The organism is Massilia forsythiae, assembly GCF_012849555.1.
GTDB lineage: Bacteria > Pseudomonadota > Gammaproteobacteria > Burkholderiales > Burkholderiaceae_D > Telluria > Telluria forsythiae.
On record NZ_CP051685.1, the window covers coordinates 392,611 to 416,878 of the forward strand.

At 67.5% G+C, this 24,268-nt stretch carries 23 protein-coding genes; 14 read left to right on the plus strand and 9 right to left on the minus strand.

The window, feature by feature from the left end; genetic code table 11:
• Positions 1–6 precede the first annotated feature (6 nt).
• From HH212_RS01775 to HH212_RS01785, 3 genes are all read left to right on the plus strand, one after another.
• Positions 7–1,035, plus strand: a complete 1,029-nt coding sequence (locus tag HH212_RS01775) for a CDP-6-deoxy-delta-3,4-glucoseen reductase (RefSeq protein ID WP_169433816.1) — start codon at positions 7–9, stop codon at positions 1,033–1,035.
• Between the two features lie 134 nt (positions 1,036–1,169).
• Positions 1,170–2,429, plus strand: a complete 1,260-nt coding sequence (locus HH212_RS01780) for an MFS transporter (protein ID WP_169433817.1) — start codon at positions 1,170–1,172, stop codon at positions 2,427–2,429.
• 114 nt (positions 2,430–2,543) lie between these two features.
• The gene (locus tag HH212_RS01785; RefSeq protein WP_169433818.1) at positions 2,544–2,930 is read left to right on the plus strand and encodes an HPF/RaiA family ribosome-associated protein; all 387 of its coding nucleotides are present in this window, start codon (positions 2,544–2,546) and stop codon (positions 2,928–2,930) included.
• 179 nt (positions 2,931–3,109) lie between these two features.
• On the opposite strand, the gene HH212_RS01790 is transcribed toward HH212_RS01785, so the two are convergent.
• The gene (locus HH212_RS01790; protein WP_169433819.1) at positions 3,110–3,970 is read right to left on the minus strand and encodes a helical backbone metal receptor; all 861 of its coding nucleotides are present in this window, start codon (positions 3,968–3,970) and stop codon (positions 3,110–3,112) included.
• 110 nt (positions 3,971–4,080) lie between these two features.
• Between HH212_RS01790 and HH212_RS01795 the strand changes: the two genes are divergently transcribed.
• Positions 4,081–5,040 (plus strand): GGDEF domain-containing protein, encoded by a 960-nt coding sequence (locus HH212_RS01795; RefSeq protein ID WP_169433820.1) that lies wholly within the window; start codon positions 4,081–4,083, stop codon positions 5,038–5,040.
• Between the two features lie 122 nt (positions 5,041–5,162).
• The gene (sbcB, locus tag HH212_RS01800; RefSeq protein ID WP_169433821.1) at positions 5,163–6,611 is read left to right on the plus strand and encodes an exodeoxyribonuclease I; all 1,449 of its coding nucleotides are present in this window, start codon (positions 5,163–5,165) and stop codon (positions 6,609–6,611) included.
• 125 nt (positions 6,612–6,736) lie between these two features.
• Here sbcB and pyrF read toward each other — a convergent pair whose 3' ends face one another.
• Entirely contained in the window at positions 6,737–7,558 is an 822-nt protein-coding gene (gene pyrF / locus HH212_RS01805) for an orotidine-5'-phosphate decarboxylase (RefSeq protein ID WP_169433822.1), read from the minus strand.
• Between the two features lie 155 nt (positions 7,559–7,713).
• Between pyrF and HH212_RS01810 the strand changes: the two genes are divergently transcribed.
• The 4 genes from HH212_RS01810 (at position 7,714) to HH212_RS01825 (ending at position 10,660) form a co-directional block, all read left to right on the plus strand.
• Positions 7,714–8,325, plus strand: coding sequence for a LemA family protein (locus HH212_RS01810; protein ID WP_169433823.1), 612 nt, complete (start codon positions 7,714–7,716; stop codon positions 8,323–8,325).
• Between the two features lie 63 nt (positions 8,326–8,388).
• Positions 8,389–9,306 carry a TPM domain-containing protein gene (locus HH212_RS01815; RefSeq protein ID WP_170205203.1) on the plus strand — a complete coding sequence of 306 codons (918 nt, stop codon included), beginning with the start codon at positions 8,389–8,391 and terminating at the stop codon, positions 9,304–9,306.
• Complete coding sequence (locus HH212_RS01820) at positions 9,306–9,827, plus strand: TPM domain-containing protein (protein WP_169433824.1); 522 nt, start codon at positions 9,306–9,308, stop codon at positions 9,825–9,827. The genes HH212_RS01815 and HH212_RS01820 overlap by 1 nt, the downstream gene beginning before the upstream one ends.
• A 68-nt stretch (positions 9,828–9,895) precedes the next feature.
• Entirely contained in the window at positions 9,896–10,660 is a 765-nt protein-coding gene (locus HH212_RS01825) for an SDR family NAD(P)-dependent oxidoreductase (protein WP_169433825.1), read from the plus strand.
• Here the strand turns inward: HH212_RS01825 and HH212_RS01830 are convergent.
• Both HH212_RS01830 and ilvD read right to left on the minus strand, forming a co-directional pair.
• Positions 10,636–10,908: a hypothetical protein gene (locus HH212_RS01830; RefSeq protein WP_169433826.1), complete on the minus strand. Its 273-nt coding sequence runs from the start codon at positions 10,906–10,908 to the stop codon at positions 10,636–10,638. The two genes, HH212_RS01825 and HH212_RS01830, sit on opposite strands and share 25 nt — an antisense overlap.
• Positions 10,909–11,030: 122 nt before the next feature.
• Positions 11,031–12,893 (minus strand): dihydroxy-acid dehydratase, encoded by a 1,863-nt coding sequence (gene ilvD / locus HH212_RS01835; RefSeq protein ID WP_169433827.1) that lies wholly within the window; start codon positions 12,891–12,893, stop codon positions 11,031–11,033.
• 513 nt (positions 12,894–13,406) lie between these two features.
• Between ilvD and HH212_RS01840 the strand changes: the two genes are divergently transcribed.
• From HH212_RS01840 to HH212_RS01850, 3 genes are all read left to right on the plus strand, one after another.
• Positions 13,407–13,724 (plus strand): hypothetical protein, encoded by a 318-nt coding sequence (locus HH212_RS01840; RefSeq protein WP_229217517.1) that lies wholly within the window; start codon positions 13,407–13,409, stop codon positions 13,722–13,724.
• 168 nt (positions 13,725–13,892) lie between these two features.
• Complete coding sequence (locus HH212_RS01845) at positions 13,893–14,294, plus strand: VanZ family protein (RefSeq protein WP_229217518.1); 402 nt, start codon at positions 13,893–13,895, stop codon at positions 14,292–14,294.
• Positions 14,295–14,455: 161 nt separating this feature from the next.
• A complete protein-coding gene (locus HH212_RS01850) occupies positions 14,456–15,247 on the plus strand; it encodes a hypothetical protein (protein ID WP_169433828.1) in 792 nt (263 codons plus the stop codon).
• Positions 15,248–15,515: 268 nt separating this feature from the next.
• On the opposite strand, the gene HH212_RS01855 is transcribed toward HH212_RS01850, so the two are convergent.
• The 4 genes from HH212_RS01855 to HH212_RS01870 all read right to left on the minus strand — a co-directional run bounded on the left by HH212_RS01855 (position 15,516) and on the right by HH212_RS01870 (position 21,001).
• A complete protein-coding gene (locus HH212_RS01855; RefSeq protein WP_169433829.1) occupies positions 15,516–16,808 on the minus strand; it encodes a glycosyltransferase in 1,293 nt (430 codons plus the stop codon).
• A 171-nt stretch (positions 16,809–16,979) separates the two neighbouring features.
• Positions 16,980–18,782 carry a glycoside hydrolase family 2 protein gene (locus HH212_RS01860; RefSeq protein ID WP_169433830.1) on the minus strand — a complete coding sequence of 601 codons (1,803 nt, stop codon included), beginning with the start codon at positions 18,780–18,782 and terminating at the stop codon, positions 16,980–16,982.
• Positions 18,769–19,869 (minus strand): galactokinase, encoded by a 1,101-nt coding sequence (gene galK / locus HH212_RS01865; RefSeq protein WP_169433831.1) that lies wholly within the window; start codon positions 19,867–19,869, stop codon positions 18,769–18,771. Before galK ends, HH212_RS01860 begins: the two co-directional genes overlap by 14 nt.
• A gap of 1 nt (position 19,870) precedes the next feature.
• The gene (locus HH212_RS01870; RefSeq protein WP_229217519.1) at positions 19,871–21,001 is read right to left on the minus strand and encodes a M24 family metallopeptidase; all 1,131 of its coding nucleotides are present in this window, start codon (positions 20,999–21,001) and stop codon (positions 19,871–19,873) included.
• A gap of 625 nt (positions 21,002–21,626) precedes the next feature.
• Between HH212_RS01870 and HH212_RS01875 the strand changes: the two genes are divergently transcribed.
• A complete protein-coding gene (locus HH212_RS01875; RefSeq protein ID WP_169433832.1) occupies positions 21,627–22,484 on the plus strand; it encodes a pirin family protein in 858 nt (285 codons plus the stop codon).
• Between the two features lie 73 nt (positions 22,485–22,557).
• Here HH212_RS01875 and HH212_RS01880 read toward each other — a convergent pair whose 3' ends face one another.
• Entirely contained in the window at positions 22,558–22,926 is a 369-nt protein-coding gene (locus tag HH212_RS01880; RefSeq protein ID WP_169433833.1) for a hypothetical protein, read from the minus strand.
• A 252-nt stretch (positions 22,927–23,178) separates the two neighbouring features.
• Between HH212_RS01880 and HH212_RS01885 the strand changes: the two genes are divergently transcribed.
• The gene (locus HH212_RS01885; RefSeq protein ID WP_169433834.1) at positions 23,179–24,204 is read left to right on the plus strand and encodes an asparaginase; all 1,026 of its coding nucleotides are present in this window, start codon (positions 23,179–23,181) and stop codon (positions 24,202–24,204) included.
• The last annotated feature ends 64 nt before the right edge of the window (positions 24,205–24,268 follow it).

Sequence of the window (24,268 nt, forward strand, 5' to 3'; positions counted from 1 at the left end):
GATTCCATGACGTTCCAGATCACTGTCCAGCCCAGTGGCCACCATTATGACTGCGAGCAGGACGAAACCGTGCTCGCGGCCGCGATCCGCTCCGGCATCGGCCTGCCGTACGGCTGCAAGAACGGCGCCTGCGGTTCCTGCAAGGGCAAGGTCGTCGAGGGCGCGGTGCAGCACAAGCCGCACCAGCAGCGCGCCCTGTCCGATCAGGAAAAGCTGCAGGGCTATGCGCTGTTCTGCTGCGCGGTGGCCGAGGGCGACCTGGTGATCGAGGCGCGCGAGGTCGGCGGCAGCACCGAGTACCCGGTGCGCAAGATGCCGACCCGGGTCGCCGCCATCGTGCGCGCGGCGCCGGACGTCGCGCTGGTGTCGCTGCAACTGCCGGCCAACGAGGCGCTGGCCTACCGCGCCGGCCAGTACATCGAATTCCTGCTCAAGGACGGCAAGCGGCGCGCCTACAGCATCGCCAACGCGCCTTCGTTCAGCGGCCCGCTCGAACTGCACATCCGCCACCTGCCGGGCGGCGTGTTCACCGACCACGTGTTCGGCACCATGAAGGAGCGCGACATCCTGCGCTTCGAGGGTCCGCTCGGCACCTTCTTCCTGCGCGAGGAATCGACCAAGCCGATCGTGCTGCTGGCCTCGGGCACCGGCTTCGCCCCGGTCAAGGCGCTGGTGGAACACCTGATCCACCTGAAGTCGGAGCGCCCGGTGTCGCTGTACTGGGGCGGACGCCGGCCGCAGGACCTGTACATGCACGAACTGTGCGAGCAGTGGGCACGCGAGCTGCCGCATTTCCGCTATGTGCCGGTGGTGTCGGACGCGACCTCGGCCGACGACTGGCGCGGCCGCAGCGGCTACGTGCACGCCGCCGTGATCGAAGACCTGCCCGACCTCACCGGCCACCAGGTGTATGCCTGCGGCGCGCCCATCATGGTCGACTCGGCGCGGCGCGACTACGTGCAGCGCTGCGGCCTGCCGGCGGAAGAGTTCTACGCCGACGCGTTCACGACCGAGGCCGACCTGGCCCAGTCCTGAGCGCTGTCCCGACGCGGCGCACCGGGCGATGCCAATGTCATTACACCCGCGCCTGCGGGTGTAATGACTGCGCCATCCGCCGACATCGGGCACAATGTGGGTTGCATTCCTTCCGGAACCCCTAGCCCTCCCCTATGTCATCGACCTCCCCTTCCGGCGGCTTGAGCGTCCTGCGCAACCGCAACCTGTCGTTTTACCTTTCCGCCCGCTTCCTGGGCACCCTCGCGGTCCAGATGCAGAGCGTCGCGGTGGGCTGGCAGGTGTACCAGATCACGCACAGCCTGTTCGACCTCGGCCTGATCGGCCTGGCGCAGTTCGCGCCCTTCCTGCTGCTGATCCTGTGGGCCGGCCACGTGGCCGACACCCACAACCGCCGCACCATCATCCTGCTGTGCATGGCCACGCAATTGCTGTGCAGCCTGCTGCTGGTGGCATTTACGCTGTCCGGCAGCACGGTGGTGTGGCCGGTGTTCGCGATCCTGGTGCTGTACGGCAGTGCGCGCGCCTTCATGATGCCGGCCTCGCAGGCGGTGCTGCGCAACCTGGTGCCGAACAAGGACTTTTCGCAGGCGGTGGCGCTCAGCTCGTCGACCTTCCACGTGGCCGTGATCGCGGGCCCGGTGCTGGGCGGCCTGCTGTACGCGTTCGGCCCCAACTTCGTGTACATGGTATCGAGCATCCTGCTGGCGCTGTCGGTGCTGCTGATGGCGCTCACCAGGAGCGCGCCGCAGGCGTTCAACAAGGGTCCGGTCAGCTGGCACACGCTGCTGGAAGGCTTGCGCTTCGTATGGAGCCGGCCGATCGTGCTGGGCGCCATCTCGCTCGACCTGTTCGCGGTGCTGTTCGGCGGCGCCACCGCCCTGCTGCCGGCCTACGCGCACGACGTGCTGGGCGCCGGACCGACCAGCCTGGGCCTGCTGCGCACCGCGCCCGGCGCCGGCGCCGCGCTGTGCTCGATCGCGCTGGCCTTCTTCCCGATCACTAGGCGCGTCGGCCTGTGGATGTTCGGCGGCGTCGGCCTGTTCGGGCTGGGCACGGTGGTGATGGGCATGACCCACCTGTTCCCGGTGGCGCTGGTCGCCCTGTTCCTGATGGGCGCCGGCGACATGGTCAGCGTCTACATCCGCCACCTGCTGGTGCAGTACGAGACGCCGGACGAAATCCGCGGCCGCGTCAGCGCCGTCAATTCGGTGTTCATCGGCGCTTCCAACGAACTGGGCGAATTCGAATCGGGCCTGACCGCCAGCTGGTTCGGCCTGGTGCGCGCCATCATCTTCGGCGGGGCCGCCACGCTGGTGGTCACCGGCACCTGGATGAAGCTGTTCCCGGTGCTGTCGCGCATGGACCGCTTCCCGCACCACGAAGCCGAAGAGGCCGCGCGCAAGGCCGGCTGAGGCGCTCGGCGCCGCCGATGCAGGCCGCGTGACGCGAGCATTCCCAGCGGAACGCGGCTTATTTGGCGAAAGGTGTAAGATTGTTTCCACAATGTTCACATTTGGAGCACTCTTATGGAAATCAACGTCAACACCGATAACACCATCGACCGTCACCAGGGCCTGGACGAGCGCGTCCGCAGCGCGGTCGAATCGAGCATCTCCCGTTTCGGCGAACATATCCGCCGCGTCGATGTCCACCTGAGCAACGAAAACAGCCAGAAACACGCCGACGGCAGCAACTACTGCATGATGGAAGCGCGCGTCTCCGGCTACGCGCCGGTGGTGGTGCATGCCCACGCCGACAACCTGCACCTGTCGATCTCGAACGCCGCCGACAAGCTCAAGCGCGCGCTGGACAGCGCCCTCGGCCGCCTGAACGACAAGAAGCTGCGTGAACCGGCGCCGATGAGCGCGGACGTGGAGCCGGAAGCCGACAAGAACCTGACCAGCAATTCGTGATTGGGGTTGTCACGGACTAACTCTATCGGGTCCGGGACAACATAGCGCCGTCGTCCCCGCGCAGGCGGGGACCCATGCTGAATGTCAGGCTTTGTTAGCCAGGAAGTACCATGCTGCTTTCAAGCTGACTTTTCTGGATGCTCACTATGGGTCCCCGCCTGCGCGGGGACGACGGTAAATCAGGCCGTCGGCCCATCCTCGTCGGCATCCGCCTCCCCCTCCAGCATCCCGCGCAAGCGCCGCAGATAACGCAATCCCTCCAGCGCGCGGCTGCCGTACCACGACATCATCTCCCCATCCACCAGCAGCACCGGTATCCCGATCTGCCTTTCCAACGCATCCGCATGCCGTTCGGTAAAGCGGTGCGGCTCGGTCGACAGCAGCACCGCATCCAATCCATCCACCAAGTCGTCCGACCAGTTAAAGCGCGGATAGCGCGCCGTGTCCGGCAGCGCAGGCACGCGCCATCCCAGCTCGGCCAGCATGCTGGCGATATACGTGTCCTGCGAGACCGTCATCCACGGATCCTGCCAGATGCAGTACAGCACCGTGCGCGGCGGTCCAGGCCGCAAGGCGCGCAGCGCGGCGTATTCCCGCTCGAAGGCGGCGCACCAGCGCGCGGCGGCTTCCTCCACGCAGAACACCGCCCCCATCAGGCGCGCCAGCGCCAGGTTGTCGCGCGGCGTGTTCGGATGCGTGACCACGATGTGCGGCACGAATTCCGCCAGGCGTTCGACCAGCGGCTTGTCGTTTTCGTCGATGTTGACCACCACGTGGGTCGGCGCCAGCGCGCGCACCTTGTCGACGTTGACGTCCTTGGTGCCGCCTACCTTCGGGATCGATGCGAGGATGTCGCGCGGGTGGATGCAGAAGCCGGTGCGCCCGACCAGCTGCCCGGCCAGGCCGAGCGTGCACAGCAGTTCGGTGATCGACGGCACCAGCGAGACGATGCGCGCGCCGGGAAAGGGCCGGTGGCGGCGGCCCAGCGCGTCGGCCGGGTCGTCGCCCGAGGCCGGCAGGGAATGGGATGGATCGTGCATGCCGCCATTGAACCATTCCTGCCTATCGTGCGCCAGACCCCGGATGAATGCGATGGGGTATCATGCGTCATCGTCATGACTAATTTCCGATTGGAATTAACAAAGCCTCGATGGAACGACTCGGCACTTTCGGCGCCTCGCGCTACACCATCAGCGACCTGCAATTGTTCCGCGACGCCGACACCCCGGCCGTCGCGGACGGGCTCGCTTCCTGTCCGGTGGTGCGCTTGCCGCAGGGCGACCAGCTGCAGGACAGCGTGCGTGCGCGCCTGTACATCGTGCTGGCCGGCGCGCTCGGCGTGGCCGCCGAAACCGCGATGGGCGAAGCCACCATCGACCGCATCGCGCCCGGCGAAAGCGTGGGCGAGCAATCGGTGCTGGACGAGGCCGCCAACCTGACGACCATGACGGCGCTGGAAGACACCGAGCTGCTGGTGATCGACCCGGACGCGCTGTGGAACCTGGTGGAGCAGAACAACGCCGTCGCGCGCAACCTGCTGCGCCTGCTGTCGTTCCGCATCCGCGCCGCCAATGCGCTGCTGCGCCGGCGCCAGAAGCTGGGCGAGTTCTACCGCCAGCTGTCGCTCAACGACGGCTTGACCGGCCTGTACAACCGCGCCTGGCTGGCCGACATGCTGCCCAAGCTGGTGGCGCGCGCGCGCCACGACGGCACGCCGCTGTCGCTGGTGATGATCGACCTCGACCACTTCAAGCGCTTCAACGACAGCCATGGCCACATCACCGGCGACCATGCGCTGGGCACCGCCGCCGAGGTGGTGCGCGCCGCCCTGCGCCCGTCCGATTTCGCGGTGCGCTACGGCGGCGAGGAAATGATGGCGATCCTGCCGAACACCGCCCTGCCGGCCGCGCTGATCGTGGCCGAGCGCCTGTGCCAGAACATGCGCGAAGCCGTGGTGTTTCCCGACATGCGCTTTCCGCTGCCGCACGTCACGGGTTCGTTCGGGCTGGCCAGCCTGGCGCCGGGCCAGGACGAGAATGCCCTGATCGCGGCGGCCGACGCCGCGCTGTACCGCGCCAAGGCGGCAGGACGCGACCGCATCTGCACCTGAGGCAGGGGTACGACGGCGCTCCAGGCCGTCGTCCGAATTGGTTCCCCGGAATCGATTGAGCGGCGGCTAGGGCCGGTCGATGCCAGCGGGTAGAATGGCGCCTCACCATCCATCCGGGCCCCATGAACACCCATACCTTCCTCTGGCACGACTACGAAACCTTCGGCGCCGAACCGCGGCGCGATCGTCCCGCACAGTTCGCCGCGCTCCGCACCGATGCCGAGCTCAACGAGATCGGCGAGCCGGTCATGCTGTACTGCCAGCCGGCGCCCGACTACCTGCCCGATCCGCAGTCCTGCCTGATCACCGGCATCACGCCGCAGCATTGCCTGGAACACGGCGTGCCGGAACACGCATTCGCCGCCGCGGTGTGCGCCGCCTTCAGCGAGCCGGGCACGATCGGCGTCGGCTACAACACGATCCGCTTCGACGACGAAGTGACGCGCTTCCTGTTCTGGCGCAACCTGATCGATCCGTACGCGCGCGAGTGGCAAAACCATTGCGGGCGCTGGGACTTGCTCGACGTGGTGCGCATGACCTATGCGCTGCGCCCGGAAGGCATCGAATGGCCGCTGCGCGAGGATGGCAAGCCCAGCTTCCGCCTGGAAGACCTGGCCCGCGCCAACGGCCTGCAGCACGACGCCGCCCACGACGCGCTGTCCGACGTGCGCGCCACCATCGCGCTGGCGCGCCTGATCCGCAAGCAGCAGCCGAAGCTGTTCGACTTTTGCCTGGAACTGCGCCGCAAGGACAAGGTCGCCGCCGAGATGGGCCTGCACCTGGACCGGGCGGCGCGCCTGCCCTTCCTGCACGTGTCCGGCATGTTCCCGGCCGAGCGCGGCTGCCTGGCCATCGTCTGGCCGATCGCCTCGCACCCGACCAACAAGAACGAAGTGCTGGTGTGGGATTGCCGTCACGATCCGTCGGAACTGTTCGGCCTGGACGTCGAGACGATCCGCCTGCGCATGTTCACGCGCAGCGCCGACCTGCCGGAAGGCGTGACGCGCCTGCCGGTCAAGAGCGTGCACCTGAACAAATCGCCGATGGTGGTCGGTAACCTGCGCACCTTGACCCCCGCCACCGCCGCCAAGTGGCAGCTGGATATCGAGCAGAGCCTGGCGCATGCGCGCATCGCCGCCGCCGGGCCGGACATGGCGCCGGTGTGGAAGCAGGTATTCGAGCGCGGCGAGCCGGCGCTCAAGGCCGACGTCGACGAAGACCTGTATGGCGGCTTTATCTCCAGCAACGACCGGCGCAAGCTGGAATCGCTGCGCGAGGAAACGCCGGAACGCCTGGGCACGCTGCGGCCGTCGTTCGACGACCAGCGCCTGGGCGAGCTGCTGTTCCGTTATCGCGCACGCAATTTCCCGGATACGCTGAACCAGGAGGAACTGCAGGAGTGGGAAGCGCACCGCGCGGCGCGCCTGTTCGATGGGGATGGCGGCGCGCGCACGATCGAGCAGTTGTCCGGCGAGATCGATGCCTTGTCCGAGACGGCGGACGAACGCGCCGAGGACATCCTGGGCGCCCTGTACGATTACGCCGAGTCGATCGCGCCGGGACGGTATTGATCGACGGGCGGGATCGACAGACGGGCCGGCTGCACCGGCGGCGTACATGCCGCCGCGCCGCATGCACGACCGTGTCCGTGAAAGCAAACGCCGGCGCCATCACGCGATGGCTCGCCGCGGCCGTATCAGCCGCGATAACGGTTGATCTCGTCGCGCGTCGCGCGCGCCACGCGGCGGGCGGCGGCGGCGAAATCCTCGTCGTCCTGCGGCTCGGCATAGATGATCGCGCGCGAGGAATTGATCATCATGCCGGCGCCATCCGCCGTGCGGCCCGCCGCCACGGTGGCGCCGATGTCGCCGCCCTGGGCGCCGATGCCCGGCACCAGCAGCGGCATGTCGCCGACGATGCTGCGCACCTGCGCCAGCTCGTCCGGGAAGGTGGCGCCGACCACCAGCGCGCACTGGCCGTTGCGGTTCCATTTGTCGGCCACCAGTTGTGCCACGTGCTGGTACAGCGGACGGCCGCCGGCGTCCAGGAACTGCAGGTCGGAGCCGCCCGCATTCGAGGTGCGGCACAGCACGATCACGCCGCGGTCTTCCCATTCCATGTAGGGCTCGACCGAATCGAAGCCCATGTACGGGCTGACGGTGACGGCGTCGGCGCCGTAGCGCTCGAAGGCTTCGCGCGCGTACTGGTGCGCGGTGGCGCCGATGTCGCCGCGCTTGGCGTCCAGGATCAGCGGAATGTGCGGGTGGCGCGCGCGCAGCCAGGCGCACACTTTTTCCAACTGGCGTTCCGCGCCTAGCGCCGCGAAATAGGCGATCTGCGGCTTGAAGGCGCAGGCCAGGTCGGCGGTGGCGTCGATGATCGCCTTGCAGAACGCCACGATGCCGTCCGGCTGGCGGCGCAGGTGTTCCGGCAGGCGCGGCAGGTCGGGATCGAGCCCCACGCACAGCAGGGAATCGTTGCTGCGCCAGGCGGCGTTCAGCTTGGTAATGAAAGTCACGGCGGGCCTCGTCAATCGTTGCAAACCCGGTATTGTAGCGCGCGCCGCTCCGGCGGCGCTCGCCGGCCGGCGCCGGTGACCCGCATGTCGGTACGCCGCCGGATTGCCGTTTCGGGTATATTTTTAACCATTCGACAACTTGCTACGGATTTTCCATGAAGCCATCCCTCATCACGCGCTGGTCCGGCCTGCTGCTGGCCGCGGTCCTGTCCAGCACCCTGCTCTCGGGCTGCGGCTACAACCAGTTCCAGTCCAAGGACGAAGCCACCAAGGCCGCCTGGGGCGAAGTGGTGAACCAGTACCAGCGCCGCGCCGACCTGATCCCGAACCTGGTCAACACGGTCAAGGGCTATGCCACCCACGAAAAGGATACGCTGGAAGCCGTCACGCGCGCGCGCGCCGCCGCCACCAGTTTCCAGATCACGCCGGAAGTGCTGAACAATCCGGAAGCCTTCCAGAAATTCCAGCAAGTGCAGGGCGAACTGTCGGGCGCGCTGTCGCGCCTGATGGCGGTGTCCGAGAACTATCCGCAACTCAAGGCCGACACCAGTTTCCGCGACCTGCAGTCGCAGCTGGAAGGCACCGAGAACCGCATCACCGTGGCGCGCCAGCGCTACATCGCCTCGGTGCAGGACTATAACGTCACCGTGCGCAGCTTCCCGACCAACCTGACGGCGATGATGTTCGGCTACCAGGCCAAGCCCTCGTTCACGGTCGAGAACGAGCGCGCGATCTCGACGGCGCCGACCGTCAACTTCGGCAAGTAAGCCATGACCGGCGTGCCGTTGCGGCTGCAGGCGCCGCTCCCGACTCGGCCGGCGCTGCCGGGAATGCCGCAGTTGCTGTCCGCGCTGCGCCTGCCGTGGCGCGGGCTGCTGGCGGCGCCGGCGCTGCTGCTGCTTTGCCTGCTGGTGTCGCTGCTGCCGGCGGGCCGCGTCCAGGCGCAGGGGCTGCGTCCGGTGCCGGCCCTGCAGGCGCGCGTCACCGACGAGATCGGCATGCTGACCGTGCAGCAGCGCCAGAGCCTGGAAGGCGTGCTGGCCGACTACGAACGCCAGACCGGCAGCCAGATCGCGGTGCTGCTGGTGGCGTCCACCGAACCGGAAGCCATCGAGCAGTACGGCATCCGCGTGACCGATGCCTGGAAGCTCGGACGCAAGGGCATCGACGACGGCGTGCTGCTGCTGGTGGCGCGCGACAATCCCTCCTCGCTGCGGCGCCTGCGCATCGAGGCCGGACGCGGCGTGCAAGGGGTGCTCACCGATGCCCAGTCGAAGCGCATCCTGCAGGACACCATCGCCCCGCACTTCCGCCAGCAGGATTGGTACGGCGGCCTGGTGGCGGGCGTGGGCGCCATCTCGACGCTGCTGAACCAGGAAAAATTCCCGGCGCCGCAGCAGCAAGCGCAGCGCCAGCCGGCGCGCGCAGACGACGGCGGTCCCGGCATCCTCGGGATCGTGTTCTTCCTGCTGATCGGCGTGGTGTTCGTACGCTCGTTGCTGCGCCGCGGCGGCAGCCGCCTGGCGCGGCCCGGCATGGGCGGCGCCATCGGCGGCAACCCGGGGAGCGGCTGGAACAGCGCCACCACCGGTTTCGTGCTGGGCAACGTGCTGAGCAACCTGGAAAACGAGCGGCAACGCGACGGCGGTTTTTCCGGCGGCTTTTCCAGCGGCGGCTTCTCCGACGGGGGCGGCTTTTCCGGCGGCGGCGGCAGCTTCGACGGCGGCGGCGCCTCGGGAGACTGGTGATGCGGCAGTCCGATCAACATCCTCATCGCCTGCGGCGCACCCTGCGCCACTGGTTCAGCACGCGCGCCGATGCCGAACGCGCATTTCCGGCCGCGGCCCAGGCCGCCCTGGCCCAGGCCATCGGCGCCGGCGAACTGACTCACCGCGGCGAAGTCCGGCTGGTGGTGGAAAAGGCGCTGCCGGTGGCGCTGGCCTGGGCCGGCGTCAGCAACCGCCAGCGCGCGCTGGCCCTGTTCGCCGACTACGGCATCTGGGATACCGAAGACAATTGCGGCGTCCTCATCTACGTCAACCTGGCCGACCGCAAGGTCGACATCGTGGCCGACCGCGGCATCGACCGCCGCATCGACGGCGCCACCTGGCAGGCGATCTGCGCCACCATGACCGCCGGGTTCGCGCGCGGCGACTTCGAAGGCGCCACGCTGGCGGCACTGGAACAGGTCAACGCGCTGCTGCGCGCGCATTTCCCGGCCGACGGCAGGCGCGCCAACGAACTGCCCGACGGTCCGCTGATGCTGTAGGCGCATACTGCGGGACGGCGTCCCGGTAGAATGGCGGCTTCGATAACCACCGCTACCAGGATCCCGCCATGAAACTCGCCAACCAAGTCGCCATCGTCACCGGCGCCAGCCAGGGCATCGGCCATGCCTGCGCCGCACGCCTGGTGCGCGACGGCGCGCGCGTGATGCTGGTCGACGTCCGTCCCGAGGGCGCGGACGCCGCCGCGGCGCTGGGCGACAATGCCCGCTTCTTCTGCGCCGACGTCAGCCAGAAGGCCGACGTCGACGCCATGCTGGCCGCCACCATGGCCGCCTTCGGCCACGTCGACATCCTGGTCAACAATGCCGGCGTGACCCACGCCGCCGAGTTCCTCGACCTGGCCGAGGAAGACTTCGACCGCGTGCTGCGCATCAACCTGAAATCGATGTTCCTGTGCAGCCAGGCAGTGGCGCGCGAGATGGTCAAGCGCAGCAGCGGGTGCATCATCAACATGTCCAGCGTGAACGCCGAGCTGACGATCCCGAACCAGGTGCCGTACGTGATCTCGAAAGGCGGCGTCAACCAGCTGACGCGGGTGGCGGCGATCAGCCTGGCGCAGCACGGTATCCGCGTGAATGCGATCGGCCCCGGCACCATCCTCACCGAGCTGGCGAAAAAGGCCGTGCTGGGCAGCCCGGAGGCGCGCCACACGATCCTGTCGCGCACCCCGCTGGGCCGCTGCGGCGAACCGGAAGAAATCGCCTCCATCGCCGCCTTCCTGGCCAGCGATGACGCCGCCTACATGACGGGACAGACCCTGTACGCCGATGGCGGACGGATGGCACTCAATTACACGGTGCCGGTCAGGGACTGATTGGAGGCAGTGTCGAGTTCATTATCATGCGAGCGAATGTCTGGTATCTGAAAACGAAATTGGACGCTTACCTTGCGCTGCAACATAATGAATCCGTCTCCACTATTCTCCTCCAAGAAAATAGTTTGAAGCCCGCTCACAGCGGGCTTTTTTTTGGTCTTTGCTTGGTCTGCAGGGCTAAACAGCATCGGTACAAAATTCGTGTCGCGAGCAGAATAGCCGTCGTCCCCGCGCAGGCGGAGACCCATGCATCGTCTCCAGCATCGAATCCTCGACAAGCCGCGAGCTTTCTGAAAGATCGAATTCCGATGCGCAGTATGGGTCCCCGCCTGCGCGGGGACGACGCTGGTGTTACGCTGATGGAATGGTATCAGCGCTTCAACTGCGACAGATCCCGCACCGCCCCCCGGTCCGCCGACGTGGTCAGCGCCGCATACGCCTGCAACGCCTGCGACACCACCCGTTCCCGGTTAACCGGCTGCCAGGCATGCACGCCGCGGTCCTCCATCGCCGCGCGCCGCTGCGCCAGTTCGGCGGCATCCACGCGCAGGTCGATGGTGCGCGCCGGGATGTCGATGTCGATGACGTCGCCCTCTTCCACCAGCCCGATGGCGCCGCCTTCGGCCGCTTCCGGCGAGGCATGGCCGATCACCAGGCCCGAGGAGCCGCCGGAAAAGCGGCCGTCGGTGAACAGCGCGCAGGCCTTGCCCAGGCCCTTCGACTTGATGTACGAGGTCGGGTACAGCATTTCCTGCATGCCGGGGCCGCCCTTCGGTCCTTCGTAGCGGATGATGACGACGTCGCCGGCGTGCACCGTGTCGCCCAGGATCGCTTCCACCGCCGCATCCTGGCTCTCGAACACGCGCGCCTTGCCGGAGAATTTCAGGATGCTCTCGTCGACGCCGGCAGTCTTGACGATGCAGCCCTTTTCCGCGATGTTGCCGTACAAGACAGCCAGGCCACCATCCTGCGAGTACGCGTGTTCGCGGTCGCGGATACAGCCGGCGGCGCGGTCCAGGTCGTTCTGCTCGTAGCGCTCGGATTGCGAGAACGCCACCTGCGTCGGCACGCCGCCCGGCGCGGCGCGGAACAACTGGTGCACGGCAGGATCGTCGCTCTTGCGGATGTCATACTTCTCGATCGCCGCCGCCAGGCTCGGACTGTGCACGTTGGGCAGCGAGGTGTCCAGCAGGCCGGCGCGCGCCAGCTCGCCCAGGATCGCGACGATGCCGCCGGCGCGGTGCACGTCCTCGATGTGGAATTTATCGGTCATCGGCGCCACCTTGCACAGGCACGGCACCTGGCGCGAGATGCGGTCGATGTCGGCCATCGTGAACGCCACCTGCGCCTCGTGCGCCGCGGCCAGCAGGTGCAGCACGGTGTTGGTGGAGCCGCCCATCGACACATCCAGCGCCATCGCGTTCTCGAACGCGGCCTTGGTGGCGATCGAGCGCGGCAGTACCGAGTAATCGTCCTGCTCGTAGTGGCGCTTGGCCAGGTCGACGATCAGGCGGCCGGCGCGCAGGAACAGTTCCTTGCGGTCGGCGTGGGTGGCGACGATGGTGCCGTTGCCGGGCAGCGACAGGCCGAGCGCCTCGGTCAGGCAATTCATCGAGTTGGCGGTGAACATGCCGGAACAGGAACCGCAGGTGGGACAGGCGGAGCGCTCGACCTCGGCCACGTCGGCGTCGGACACGCTGGCGTCGCCGGCCTTGATCATGGCGTCGATCAGGTCGAGCTTGATGACCTTGCGGTCGTTGTTGACGACCTTGACCACCTTGCCGGCTTCCATCGGGCCGCCGGAGACGAACACCACCGGAATGTTCAGGCGCATCGCCGCCATCAGCATGCCGGGCGTGATCTTGTCGCAGTTGGAGATGCACACCATCGCATCGGCGCAGTGGGCATTGACCATGTACTCGACCGAGTCGGCGATCAGGTCGCGCGACGGCAGCGAGTACAGCATGCCGCCGTGGCCCATGGCGATACCGTCGTCGACGGCGATGGTATTGAATTCCTTGGCCACGCCGCCGGCCGCCTCGATCTCGCGCGCCACCAGCTGGCCCAGGTCCTTCAGGTGCACGTGGCCCGGCACGAACTGGGTGAACGAATTCACCACGGCGACGATCGGCTTGTCGAAATCGCCATCCTTCATGCCGGTGGCGCGCCACAGCGCGCGCGCGCCCGCCATGTTGCGGCCCTGGGTGGTGGTACGGGAACGGTAAGTCGGCATGAAAATCTCCTCGAACGGCGTGGACGGCAAAATAATGGGAGCATCAGGGTGCCCTACAGACCGTGATTTGTCCAATAGATGATTTGAGGTACTGTGATTCGTTTCACGTATCAAAAACGCCTTGGATCGAACCCGGCAGTTGATGTTCTCAAACGATTTGGCACTCTCTTGAGGTAGGTCATTCCGAAGTCATAATCCGATCCTATACTAAGTTCATCTGCATACACGCAACCGATATGCGTGATCGCAGAAAGGTGTACCGCATGAAAATGCGATACACCGCACCGGATTCCGTGTCTCTTGGCCCGATCTTGGGTTGTGCCCGTCCTGCGTCAGGCGGGCATTTTTTTGTTCCGTATCCTTGCCGCAGTATTCGTTCCAGCCTGCCTCGAAACCCGCCTACTCGGGCTTGAACGATCCCATGTTTCCGCTATGATGAATTTCGCGCCTCGCGTTTCGGGCATCTCGAAAACTGCTGCGCGGAAAGTGACAATCAACCATGGAGCCAGTCCAATGACTTTACGTGAGACGATGTCGCCACCCCCGCCTCCCAACCCAAACAACTCGCGCCGCCGCAACGACGCCGAGGGCTGCCTGGTCCTCAGCGAACTCAATCCGCGGATGGTCGTCGACCACCTTGACGATGAAGGCCAGCCCCTTCACGTACTATCTTTCGGCACGCTCCGGGAGATCTGCCCCAAATGCCAGACCAGCCACCTGAAGCTGGTGTTGCGCCAATCGTCGGTGCGCATGGCCCATCTGTTCTGCGCCGATTGCGCCACCTGCTACGACGCCCATTACTCGAACGGCACGCCCGCGCTCACGCTCTGACGCCGGAAGCTGCGCCCCGGCCGGCGGCCCACACGATGGGTGCGTTGGTTGTGCGGGGCGGCCCTGTCCTCATCTGTCATCGCAACACGCCGGCGGACGCCATGAGCGCGCTGCATGCGTCGATACATTCCACATGGTAAGGTGGCCGTTTTCACTTGCCGGTCTGCCATGAATACCCATCTATCTCCACTTCTCTCGAACCCGCGCGCGCGCCTGGCAATCCTCGGTTGTGCCGTGACGATGTACCTGGCCATCCTGGTTGCCGGCTCGATCCCGGGCGCGCGGGCGGACATCGGCCACTATGCATCCGGCCCGGTGCTGCACTCGACCGCATACGCCATCCTGACTGCGTTGTGGTTCTTCGGGTCGCGCGGCACGCCGGCGGCACGCGCATGCAAGGCCGTGCTGGTGATCGCCGCGATGGGCGCGGGCGACGAATTCGTGCAGAGCTTTTTCCCCTACCGCGGTGCCGACGTGCGCGACTGGGCGGTGGACTGCGCCTCGGCGGTGGTGACCGCATTGCTGTTGTGCCTGGCCCTGCCGAAGATGTTCGTGATACAGGAGCATTGAGGAGTATAGACAAAAATCCCCGGCGCGATCTCCCTGTTGATGTGGCTCATGCTCAACCCGAGTCAGCTGGAACGCCGATTCCAAACACGCCTCTTACCAAAGTGGCATGCGGAATCGCTGCGCACCTACCCTGACACCGTTTCCATTACAAGGAGTCGAACATGAAGCGAAAACACCAGAGTGTGCTGTTGACGGGCTTGCTGACACTGGTGGTTGGATTATCCGGGTGCAATTCGCTGCGCGGCGGCGGCACCACCGGCCTGGAAGACAGCAGCGCCGCCGGTAGCAGCAGCAGCGCGGGCAGCACCGGCAGCGGCGGCACCAGCGGTGGCATGTCCGGCACCGGCGCCGGCACCGGCACCAGCGGCTCGGCCGCCTGGGGCGGCGGCACCGGCAGCACCGGCAGCGCCGGCTCGGGGAGTACGGGGGCCGGCGCGTCGGGCGGGGCCGGCTCGGGCAGTTCCGGCAGCTCGGGGAGTTCGGGAAGTTCAGGAAGTTCGGGAAGCTCGGGCAGCTCCGGCTACGACCAGTCCGGCTCGGGATCGTCGGGCAGCGCCGGCGCCTCCGGCACGTCAGGGTATGACCAGTCTGCTTCGGGTGGCGCGGGCGCAGGTAGTTCCGGCAGCTCGGGCAGTTCCGGCAGCTCGAGTAGTTCCGGCAGCATGGACCAGGGCGGCAGCGCCTCCATGACGCCCAGCGCCAGCCCGAACGCCACCGTGGCCGCCATCGAGGTCCTGCCGACCCAGGGCAGCGCCGGCGCCACCGAAGGCGGCTCGACGTCCGTGGGCAGCAGTTCGGGCGGCGCCACCGGCAGCTCGTCCGGCGCCGACCGCAGCTACCGCGTCACGCTGCGCATGGACGACGGCAGCACCCAGGTCGTCACCGTGGCCAGCACGCCGGATTTCCGCAGCGGCGACCGGGTCGCACTGGTGGGCGGCACGATCCAGCATTGACAGGCTCGAGCAGCGCCGCAGGAGCGCGAGCGACGCTGGATGGCATCCTGTCCGGCATCGCCCGGCGGCGCCGACGGATACCGGACAGCGCACGCCCCCGCCATCGCTTTGCGTTACGACTTCCAGGAGCCACCTACAGTCGATACGACGCCGAACCATCACGGCTGGCCAGGCCATGCGCGACAAATGCGCTGCCTGCCCTAACGCTGCGCTTGCGACATCGTGCTGCGTCATGCTGCGGGATCAAGGCGGTACGGCAGTTGCCGTATCACGCGGACTTGGCGGCGGTCTTGGCGCGGGCAGCCTCCGCAGCCGTCCCGGTTGCGCCGGCGGCGGCACCGGCGGATGTGGCCGCATGGGCGGCGTTTGCGGTGCCGGCCGCATGGAATACGCCCGTGGCACCCGGAAGCGCTTGTGCGGATGCGGCAGCGCTGGCCGCCGCGGTACCGGCCGCCGCGGCGTCCGCGTGGGCCGGCGCCGATTCCAGCAGCTCGGCCATCTGCCGCGCCGTGTTGTCCCACGACGTAGCGGCGACGATCGCGCCCATCGCCTCGACCATGTGGCGGCGCTGCTGCGGCGTCTGCGCCAGGGCCGCCTCGCAGGCGGCGATGAATTCGCGTGCGCTGCCGGCGATCGCCACCACGTGTCCGTACGGGTTGGCGACGTCGGCGATCGGGGTGCTGACGATCGGCAACCGGGCCGCCATGTATTCGAGCACCTTGGTCGGGCTGATGAAGCGGGTCGCCTCGTTGATGGCGAACGGCATCAGGCACACATCCCAGCCGGCCAGCAATTCGGGCAGCGCCGCATACGGCTGCTGGCCCAGGTAGTGGATATTGGGCCGGCGCGGCAGGCGCGCCGGGTCGATCTTGACCACCGGGCCGGCCAGCACGATCTGCCACTCCGGGTGGGAATCGGCCAGTTCGCCCACCAGTTCCGGGTCGAAGCGCTCGTCCAGCACGCCGTAGAATCCCAGGCGCGGATGCGGGATCGCCGCCTGCTGCGGATGGACGCGCGCGCGGTCGAGCGCCTGCTGGAAGTGGACCACGTCGACGCTGCTCGGAAAACAGTGGACGCTGGCGTGCCGGTGGCGTTTCGCCTCGTACAGGCTGGGACCGCCGGCGAACACCAGGTCGGCCCGGTTCAGCAGCGCGCTCTCGCGCTGCAGCAGCTGCTTGGGCGGATTCTTGAACGATGCCAGCTCGTCCATGCAATCGTAGACCACCAGCGCCGGCTGCAGCGCTTGCAGCAGCGGCAGCGCCATCGGGGTGTAGAACCACGCGATGACGTCCTCGCCCGGCGGGGCCAGCTGCGCGACCATCGGCTGCAGCAGGCGCAGCTGCTCGTCGTGGAAGCCGGCGGCGTGGATCGGGGTGTGCGCGCGGCACACGGTCACGTTCGGGGCCGGACTGGATCGTTGCATGAACGCGGCGCCGTCATCGTATTCCGGCTCCTCGACGAACAGGACCGGGTAGTGCTGCGCCAGGCGCGACAGCAGGTGCTGCGGCCGCTGGAACACGAAATCCCAGCGCAAGTGACTGAAAACGACGATCGTAGTCATCACCAACTCCTTGTGGTGGGGGCGGCGCAAACCTGCTGCGCGTTGCAGGGGCGATCTGCGATGCTCCGCACCGGCGGACCGGCCGTACCGAAGTACGGCTGCGCTTCTCGATCGCCCCTGCGGCCGCTCGCGACGGTTGGCGCGGCCCCTGTTACGTCAGCGAATGAAACTTCATGCCGCCTCTGGGCCTTCCCCCTCCTTCGGGTCTCGCGGTGGCAGCGGTACATTGCGGGTTGCGGCGCTGATCACCTCGAACGGCAGTTTCGGCGTGCGGTCGGCGTTCAGCAGGCCGTTCGCTTCCTGGAAGGTGTCGGCGAACTGGGTATAGCAAAAGCCGCTGAACATGAAGGTCTCGTTGACCACCTTCAGCAGGCTCTGGTACAGCGCGTGGTAACTCTCCGCCGTCTGGGAACGGGTATAGCCCCAGGTGCCGTCTTCCGGGGTCGCGTTCGGGTCGTAGGCGATGCCGCCGAATTCGGTCAGCACGATCGGCTGGCCGCGGTGCGGGAAGCCGTCCAGCGTCAGGATGCGGCCGCCCGGACGACGCTGGTCGAACAGGGTGCGCACCGGGTCGGTGACCTCGTAGCGCGCCTTGATCTTTTCCGGATCGCTGTCGTAGTCGTGGATGCCGAGGATGTCGGTGGCCGAGGCTTCCCAGCCGTCGTTGCCGATCACCGGACGGGTCGAGTCCAGCGTGCGCGTCAGGTGGTACAGCGCCTCCACCGCGTTGCGGTGCGCCTGGGTCAGGGTCAGGTTCGGCACGCCCCACGATTCGTTGAACGGCACCCACACGATGATGCACGGGTGGCTGTAGTCGCGCTCGATCGCCTCGGTCCATTCCTTGACGATGCGGGTGATCGCATGCGGCGAGAAGCGGTAGGCGGACGGCATCTCTTCCCACACCAGCAGGCCCAGCTTGTCGGCCCAGTAGAGGTAGCGCGGGTCCTCGATCTTCTGGTGCTTGCGCACGCCGTTGAAGCCCATCAGCTTGGCCAGTTCGACGTCGCGCTTGAGGTGTTCGTCGGATGGCGCGGTGAGGAAGGATTCGGGCCAGTAGCCCTGGTCCAGCACCAGGCGCAGCGGGTACGGACGGCCGTTCAGCAGCAGGCGGTCGCGGTTGATGTGGAAGGCGCGCAGCGCGGTGTACGACTTGATGTGGTCGACCACCTTGTCGCCGCAGCGCAGGATCACCTCGGCGTCGAGCAGGGTCGGCCGCTCCGGGCTCCACAGCAGCGCATTGCGGGAATCGTCGATGCCGGGGTCGGACAGCGCGATCTTGCGGTTGGCCTCGCCCGCCAGCAGCTTGTACAGGTCGTCGGCCAGCAGGGTGTCGCCGTGCCAGATCTTGACCTCGACCACCATGTCTTCCTGGATGTCGCCGCCGGCGAACACTTCGCAGCCGATCTCGAAGGTCTCGAAGATCGGGGTCCAGCGCAGCGAGCGGATGAAGGTGCGCGATACCTGCTCGATCCACACGGTCTGCCAGATGCCGGTGGTGCGCGGGTACCAGATCGAGTGCGGCTCCAGCAGCCAGTCCTGCTTGCCGCGCGGCTTGGCCAGGTCGGCCGGATCGTCCTCGACGAACACGGTCACGACCTGCTTGCCGTCGTCCTTCAGGGCGCTGCTGATATCGGCCGCGAACGGCGTGTGGCCGCCCTCGTGCTCGGCCACCAGCTGGCCGTTGACCCACACCTTGGCGCAGTAGTCGACCGCGCCGAAGTGCAGGATGGTGCGCTGGTCGGACGGCGCCAGCTCGAAGTCGCGCTCGTACCAGCAGAAACGGTGGAATCCGGTGTCCTGGATGCCGCTCATCTCGGTTTCGGGGGCATACGGCACATTGATCTCGTGGGTCCAGGCGACGCTGTCGGGCACGCGGTCGGCCGGTTCGTCGGCGAAGCGGAAGCGCCACTTGCCGTTCAGGTTGATCCAATTGTCGCGGACCAGTTGGGGGCGGGGATACTCAAACTGGTTCATTGTGTTCCTTTCCTTGGGTTGGGACCGGGATCAGCATGCTTCCCTGACGTCCTCCTTTGTTGTAGTTGGAGAGTGCGGCATGGGCCGCCTGCTCGGCCTGGCCGGCGCGGCACAACGCCACGCAAGCCCCGCCGAATCCTGCGCCGGTAAGGCGCGCGCCGAGCACGCCCGGGGCGGCGCGCAAGGCGGCCACCAGCAGGTCGAGCTCGGGAATCGATACTTCATAGTCGTCGCGCAGGCTGTCGTGCGACGCGTCCATCAGTTCGCCGAAACGCTCGGCGGACACCCCGCGCGCCGCCTCCAGCACGCGCAGGTCTTCCAGCACCACGTGGCGCGCGCGGCGCCGCAGGGTGTCCGGCAGTGCTTCCAGCGCAGCCGCATCGGCGACGTCGCGCAACGCCTTCACGCCCAGCTTGCGCGCGGCTTCCTCGCACTCGGCACGGCGCTCGTTGTACTTGCTGGCCGCCAGCGTGCGCGGCACGCCGGAGTCGATCACGATCAGCTCGGTGTCAGCGGGCAGGGCTACCAGCCTGTGCTCGAGCGTGCGCGCGTCGATGAACAGCATATTGCGTTCGTCGCACAGGCTGGACGCCATCTGGTCCATGATCCCGCAATTCACGCGCGCGTACTCGATCTCGGCGCGCTGGGCGATCTGCGCCAGGCGCACGTCGTCGAGGTCGACGCCGAGCCAGTCGCGCAGCGCGCGCAGCACGGCCACTTCCAGCGCGGCCGAGGACGACAGGCCGGAACCGACCGGCAGGGCAGTCGTCACGAACATGCGCAGCGGCGGCACCGCGATGCCCTCGGCTTCGAGCAGGCGGATGCAGCCTTCGACGTAGCTGCCGAAGCCCTGCGGCGCGCTGCCGCCTTGTGCCGCGAAGCTGACATTGCCGTCCAGCGTGCCGGAATACAGGTGGTGGCGGTCGTCGTGGCTGCGCGCCAGCGCCACCTCGGTGCGCTGCGGCGTGGCCACCGGCAGCATGAAGCCGTCGTTGTAGTCGGTGTGTTCGCCCAGCAGGTTGACGCGGCCGGGGGCGGAAGCGAACGCCTCGGGAGCGCCGCCGAAAAAGGTCTCGGGATCGTTCATGTCATGTGGTCTCCAGCCAGAGCGGCCGTGCGCGGCCTCGTACGTCGGTTGCCGGCCATCGGGGGTCCGGCGTGAGGAGTTCCAGCCCGTCCGCGCCGAGCAGGAAGGTGTCCTCGATCTTGAAGCAGTCGAAACCGGGGCGCAATGCGATCGCCATGCCCTGTTCCAGCCCGGTGGCGGTGCTGGGGCCGGCCGCCAGTTCGCACGCCGCGTAGCCGGTGACGCCGCCCTGGCGGTGCCGGCGGATCGCGTCAAGGCGGTCGGCGTGGCGGTAGGCGGCGTCCAGCGCGTGATACACCGCCGACAGCGACACGCCTGCGCGCACCGCGTCCAGCGCGGTGGCCTCGACCCGCAGCAACGCTTCCTGGGCGATGCGCTCGCGGTCGTCCAGCGCGCCGAAGGCCACCGAGCGCGTCAGGCTCGCATACAGGCCGCGGCGGCGCGCGCACACGCTCAGGCCGGCGCGCTTGCCGATCGCATCGCCGGACGGCGGCGCCTGGCAGAACGGCGGCACGCGCCGTTCGCCGGTGGCCAGCAGCATCACCGGCTGGATGCCGCGCGACCACAGCGCGCGCGCCGCGGCGCCGGCCAGCTGGCGTTCGCTCCATGCGGGACGGGCGGCGCGCAGCACCTCGCCCACCGCGGCGGCCGCATCGCGTCCCAACTCGCGGTAGTCCTGCCGGGCGCGCTCGTCCAGCACCATGCGCTGCTGGCGCAGCGCGGCCGGCAGCGGACGCTCGAGCGGGCCGGGACGGTCGGCCAGCACCGCCTTGCCGGCGGCCGCGCCCAGGACGTAGGTCTCGCCCAGGTCGGATTCGGTCCAGGGCGCACTGTGGAAGCCGAAGCCGGACGGCACCTGTTCGCGCCGCAGGCGTTCGCCCTCGGTCTCGTCGGTGAGGATGCAGGCTTCGTCGTGCGTGACCAGCACCTCGGCAGCGCCGGCGTCGAACGACGCGCCGGGCCCGGCATCGCCGCCGCCGGTGACCCAGGCGAACCAGTCGGGGCCGCGCAGGCGGATCGCGCCGGCGCCTTCGCGACCGAGCGCTTCGCGCAGCAGGGCCAGCTTGCCGGCGGCGTCGAGCGCGCGCGCGGGGTCTGCCACGCCGCTGGCCATGTCAGGGATATCGCTCATGCGCTCTCCTCCAGGTTGACTTGGACCTGCTGCCGTTCATGGACGGTGGATGCGGGCAGCACCCTCATCGCGACCAGGCCGGCGCGCGGATGGGATTGCCGTGGCGCGAAGAAAGCGCGAACCAGGCCGGACGCGTCGGCACCGTCCGGAATCGGCTGGCAACTGTGCTGGGTTCGTCGTAGTCGGTCAGGTTTCAAGAGTTCTTGGCTATGCATGGCATGAGACTGGCTGCTGCATCACGATCGCGATCATGGGACGATCCTATCATGGCGTTTTCGCCACACTTTCTCGTGGTAATCGCTTGTTTTTCCAGCAATCAAGAGATCAAAACCTTTGTCAATGATGAGCAACATTGCCGCCCGCCGTCTCTCCTAGGGAGAGCATCATGCGCAGCAGGATCCCTCCTATGAGGCATTGTATTTTGTAGGCATAGACCTACGGTATGAATAGAAAGTTTTACTGAGCTTGGCGGGGACTTTACCTACACCAAAGACCCTGGCCGAGATCGTGGACGATGTCCTTCGGCCGGCCGGGTCCGCTTCTGCACGGCGCCGTGCGCGGCCGCGGCGGGAGCCAGCGCAATCGGGTATCGTATGGGTCGACGACGACCATGGAGAACGGCAACATGACCTACAAGACCATCCGCCGCGTGCACGCGGCGATGCGCGACGACATCGGCGATTTGATCACCCAGCGTCCGGTACCGGGACCGCAACTCGACCAGATCGACCCTTTCCTGTTCCTCAACCACCACGGTCCGCAGGTCTACCCGGCCGGCAACCGCGGCCTGCCCTTCGGGCCGCACCCGCACCGCGGCTTCGAGACCGTGACCTTCATCCTGGACGGCCTGCTGGCGCACCGCGACAGCGCCGGCCACGAAAGCATCATCGGCCCGGGCGGCGTGCAATGGATGACGGCCGGGAGCGGCCTGGTGCATGCAGAAGTCTCGCCGCAGGAATTCATGCAGCGCGGCGGCCCGCTGGAAATCCTGCAGCTGTGGGTCAACCTGCCCCCGGCCCTCAAGATGACGGCGCCGCGCTACACCGGACTGCAAAGCGACCAGATCCCGGTGGTGGAAACCCCTGACGGCAAGGCCCGGCTGCACCTGGTGGCGGGCGAATACGGCGGCGCGACCGGCCCGTTCGTGTCGCTCACCGGCGTGTTCATGAGCACGGTGGAAATGCAGGCCGGCGCGCGCCTGCATCTCGGCAACCTGCTGCAGCGCAACGTGTTCCTGTACGTGGTGCGCGGCATCGTGCGGGTCGAGCCGGACAGCGTGACCGCCTTCCACCTGTGCGAATTCGAGCCGGACGGCGACGAGATCGAGATCATCGCCGAGCGCGACAGCCTGATCCTGCTGGGCCACGCCGAACCGATCGGCGCGCCGGTGGTGGCGCACGGTCCGTTCGTGATGAACACGCGCGAGGAAATCAACGAGGCGATCCGCGATTACCAGGCAGGCCGCTTCGGCGCCCCGATCTGACGCGGCGCCGGTGAACCAATTGGCGGCCCGGACCCAGCGGCCAGGCCGGCGATGAAGGAGAAAACCTGCCGCATCAGTCGGCCGGCGACACCGTGACTTCGTCGGCGTACGGCACCTGGTTGAAGGCGACGAGGGTGCCGCTGTCGCGGGCGACGAAGCGCTTGTCGCCGACCGGCACCAGTTCCTCGTGCTTGCCGTCCAGGTCGACGAACAGCTTGTTGCGCTGGCTGGAGAGCGTCAGCGTGCGGCCGTCGGCAAGGCGGAAGGCGCCGCGCATGCCTTGCGCTTCCTGGGCCGTCAGGCGGTGGCCCGCGCCGGCCTTGGCCTGCACCAGCACCGAACCGGTGGCAGGGTTGGCCGCCGGGGCGATGGACGGCTCGGCAAAGGCGCATGCGGACAGGACGGCGGCGCCGGTGAAAGCCAGGATGTTTTTGATACGCATGATTGCTCCAGTTCATTAAACGATATGAATGATGGACTGTGAGCGCCTTGACGAAATAATTTCTTTCCGCTCACTAGACCTGCCGATTTTCATTTCGCCGCGTAGTGACTTGGCGGCGAGTGAAGACAGTCTAGGCAGACGCGCAAAAGGCGTCATCCAGGAACCGCCGAAGCGTCGAAAACGCGGGATGAACTGCGAAAAACGCGCACCGGAAGGTTGCCGATACATACACTTTTGAGAGGCCCAGACCCGATGCATCCGATCCCCCTCGTCGCCACCACCCGCGGCTATCCGGCAGGCCAGGCCCATGCCATCGAGAACGTCCACTACGGCTCGGTCGCCGTCGTGGACGCCGCCGGCCGCCTGCTGTGGTCGGCCGGCAATGCGCAAGTCATGACCTTCACGCGCTCGGCGCTGAAGCCGTTCCAGGCCCTGCCCTTCGTGCTGGACGACGGCCCGGCGCGCTTCGGCCTCACGCGCGACGAACTGGCGCTGCTGTGCGCCAGCCATTCGGGCGAGGAAAAGCACCTGGCCGGGGTGCGCTCGATCCTCGCCAAGATCGGCCTGGACGACGCGCAGCTGGAATGCGGCTGCGCCACGCCGCTGTACTACGACACCACCGGCCTGCCGCCGCCGGCCGGTCGCCGGTGGACGCCGTTGCACCACAACTGCTCGGGCAAGCACAGCGGCTTTCTGGCCTGGTGCCGCCTGCACGGCGCGGCGCACGCCGGCTACGTCGCGCCCGGACACCCGCTGCAGCAGGCGGTGCGCGCGGCGCTGGCCGACGCCATCGGCATGCCCGCCGACGCCATGCCAACCGGGATCGACGGCTGCTCGGCGCCGAACTACGCCATGCCGCTGGCGCGCCTGGCCCACCTGTACGCGCGCCTGGCGCAGGGCAGCCACGATGCGCGCCTGGGCAGCGCGCTGGGCGACCTGTTCGACGCCATGACCGGGCGCCCGGACATGGTCTCCGGCGAAGCGCGCACCGACCTGGCCTGGATGGGCGCCGGCGACGGCGACTGGGTCGCCAAGATCGGCGCCGACGCGGTGCAGGCGATCGGCATCCGCTCGGCCGGCATCGGCATCGCCGTCAAGATCGCCGACGGCAACGTGCGCGCCCTGCATCCGGCCGTGTACAGCGTGCTCGACCAGCTAGGCCTGCTCGACGCGCGCCGGCGCGGGCTGCTCGAACCGTATCGCGCCCCGCTCATCAAGAACGCGCGCGGGGCGGTGGCGGGCGACATCCACCCCATCTTTACCCTGCAGCCCGCCTGATTGCGGCGTAGGGTGGACGGGGAACCCGTCACCCTACTTTACACAAGCGGTTGCTTGCAATAAA

Coding starts and splice junctions, on each gene's coding strand:
- HH212_RS01775 (WP_169433816.1), top strand. CDS start 7: ATGACGTTCCAGATCACTGTCCAGCCCAGTGGCCACCATTATGACTGC.
- HH212_RS01780 (WP_169433817.1), top strand. CDS start 1,170: ATGTCATCGACCTCCCCTTCCGGCGGCTTGAGCGTCCTGCGCAACCGC.
- HH212_RS01785 (WP_169433818.1), top strand. CDS start 2,544: ATGGAAATCAACGTCAACACCGATAACACCATCGACCGTCACCAGGGC.
- HH212_RS01790 (WP_169433819.1), bottom strand. CDS start 3,970: ATGCACGATCCATCCCATTCCCTGCCGGCCTCGGGCGACGACCCGGCC.
- HH212_RS01795 (WP_169433820.1), top strand. CDS start 4,081: ATGGAACGACTCGGCACTTTCGGCGCCTCGCGCTACACCATCAGCGAC.
- sbcB (WP_169433821.1), top strand. CDS start 5,163: ATGAACACCCATACCTTCCTCTGGCACGACTACGAAACCTTCGGCGCC.
- HH212_RS01810 (WP_169433823.1), top strand. CDS start 7,714: ATGAAGCCATCCCTCATCACGCGCTGGTCCGGCCTGCTGCTGGCCGCG.
- HH212_RS01815 (WP_170205203.1), top strand. CDS start 8,389: ATGCCGCAGTTGCTGTCCGCGCTGCGCCTGCCGTGGCGCGGGCTGCTG.
- HH212_RS01820 (WP_169433824.1), top strand. CDS start 9,306: ATGCGGCAGTCCGATCAACATCCTCATCGCCTGCGGCGCACCCTGCGC.
- HH212_RS01825 (WP_169433825.1), top strand. CDS start 9,896: ATGAAACTCGCCAACCAAGTCGCCATCGTCACCGGCGCCAGCCAGGGC.
- HH212_RS01830 (WP_169433826.1), bottom strand. CDS start 10,908: ATGGGTCTCCGCCTGCGCGGGGACGACGGCTATTCTGCTCGCGACACG.
- ilvD (WP_169433827.1), bottom strand. CDS start 12,893: ATGCCGACTTACCGTTCCCGTACCACCACCCAGGGCCGCAACATGGCG.
- HH212_RS01840 (WP_229217517.1), top strand. CDS start 13,407: ATGACTTTACGTGAGACGATGTCGCCACCCCCGCCTCCCAACCCAAAC.
- HH212_RS01845 (WP_229217518.1), top strand. CDS start 13,893: ATGAATACCCATCTATCTCCACTTCTCTCGAACCCGCGCGCGCGCCTG.
- HH212_RS01850 (WP_169433828.1), top strand. CDS start 14,456: ATGAAGCGAAAACACCAGAGTGTGCTGTTGACGGGCTTGCTGACACTG.
- HH212_RS01855 (WP_169433829.1), bottom strand. CDS start 16,808: ATGACTACGATCGTCGTTTTCAGTCACTTGCGCTGGGATTTCGTGTTC.
- HH212_RS01860 (WP_169433830.1), bottom strand. CDS start 18,782: ATGAACCAGTTTGAGTATCCCCGCCCCCAACTGGTCCGCGACAATTGG.
- galK (WP_169433831.1), bottom strand. CDS start 19,869: ATGAACGATCCCGAGACCTTTTTCGGCGGCGCTCCCGAGGCGTTCGCT.
- HH212_RS01870 (WP_229217519.1), bottom strand. CDS start 21,001: ATGAGCGATATCCCTGACATGGCCAGCGGCGTGGCAGACCCCGCGCGC.
- HH212_RS01875 (WP_169433832.1), top strand. CDS start 21,627: ATGACCTACAAGACCATCCGCCGCGTGCACGCGGCGATGCGCGACGAC.
- HH212_RS01880 (WP_169433833.1), bottom strand. CDS start 22,926: ATGCGTATCAAAAACATCCTGGCTTTCACCGGCGCCGCCGTCCTGTCC.
- HH212_RS01885 (WP_169433834.1), top strand. CDS start 23,179: ATGCATCCGATCCCCCTCGTCGCCACCACCCGCGGCTATCCGGCAGGC.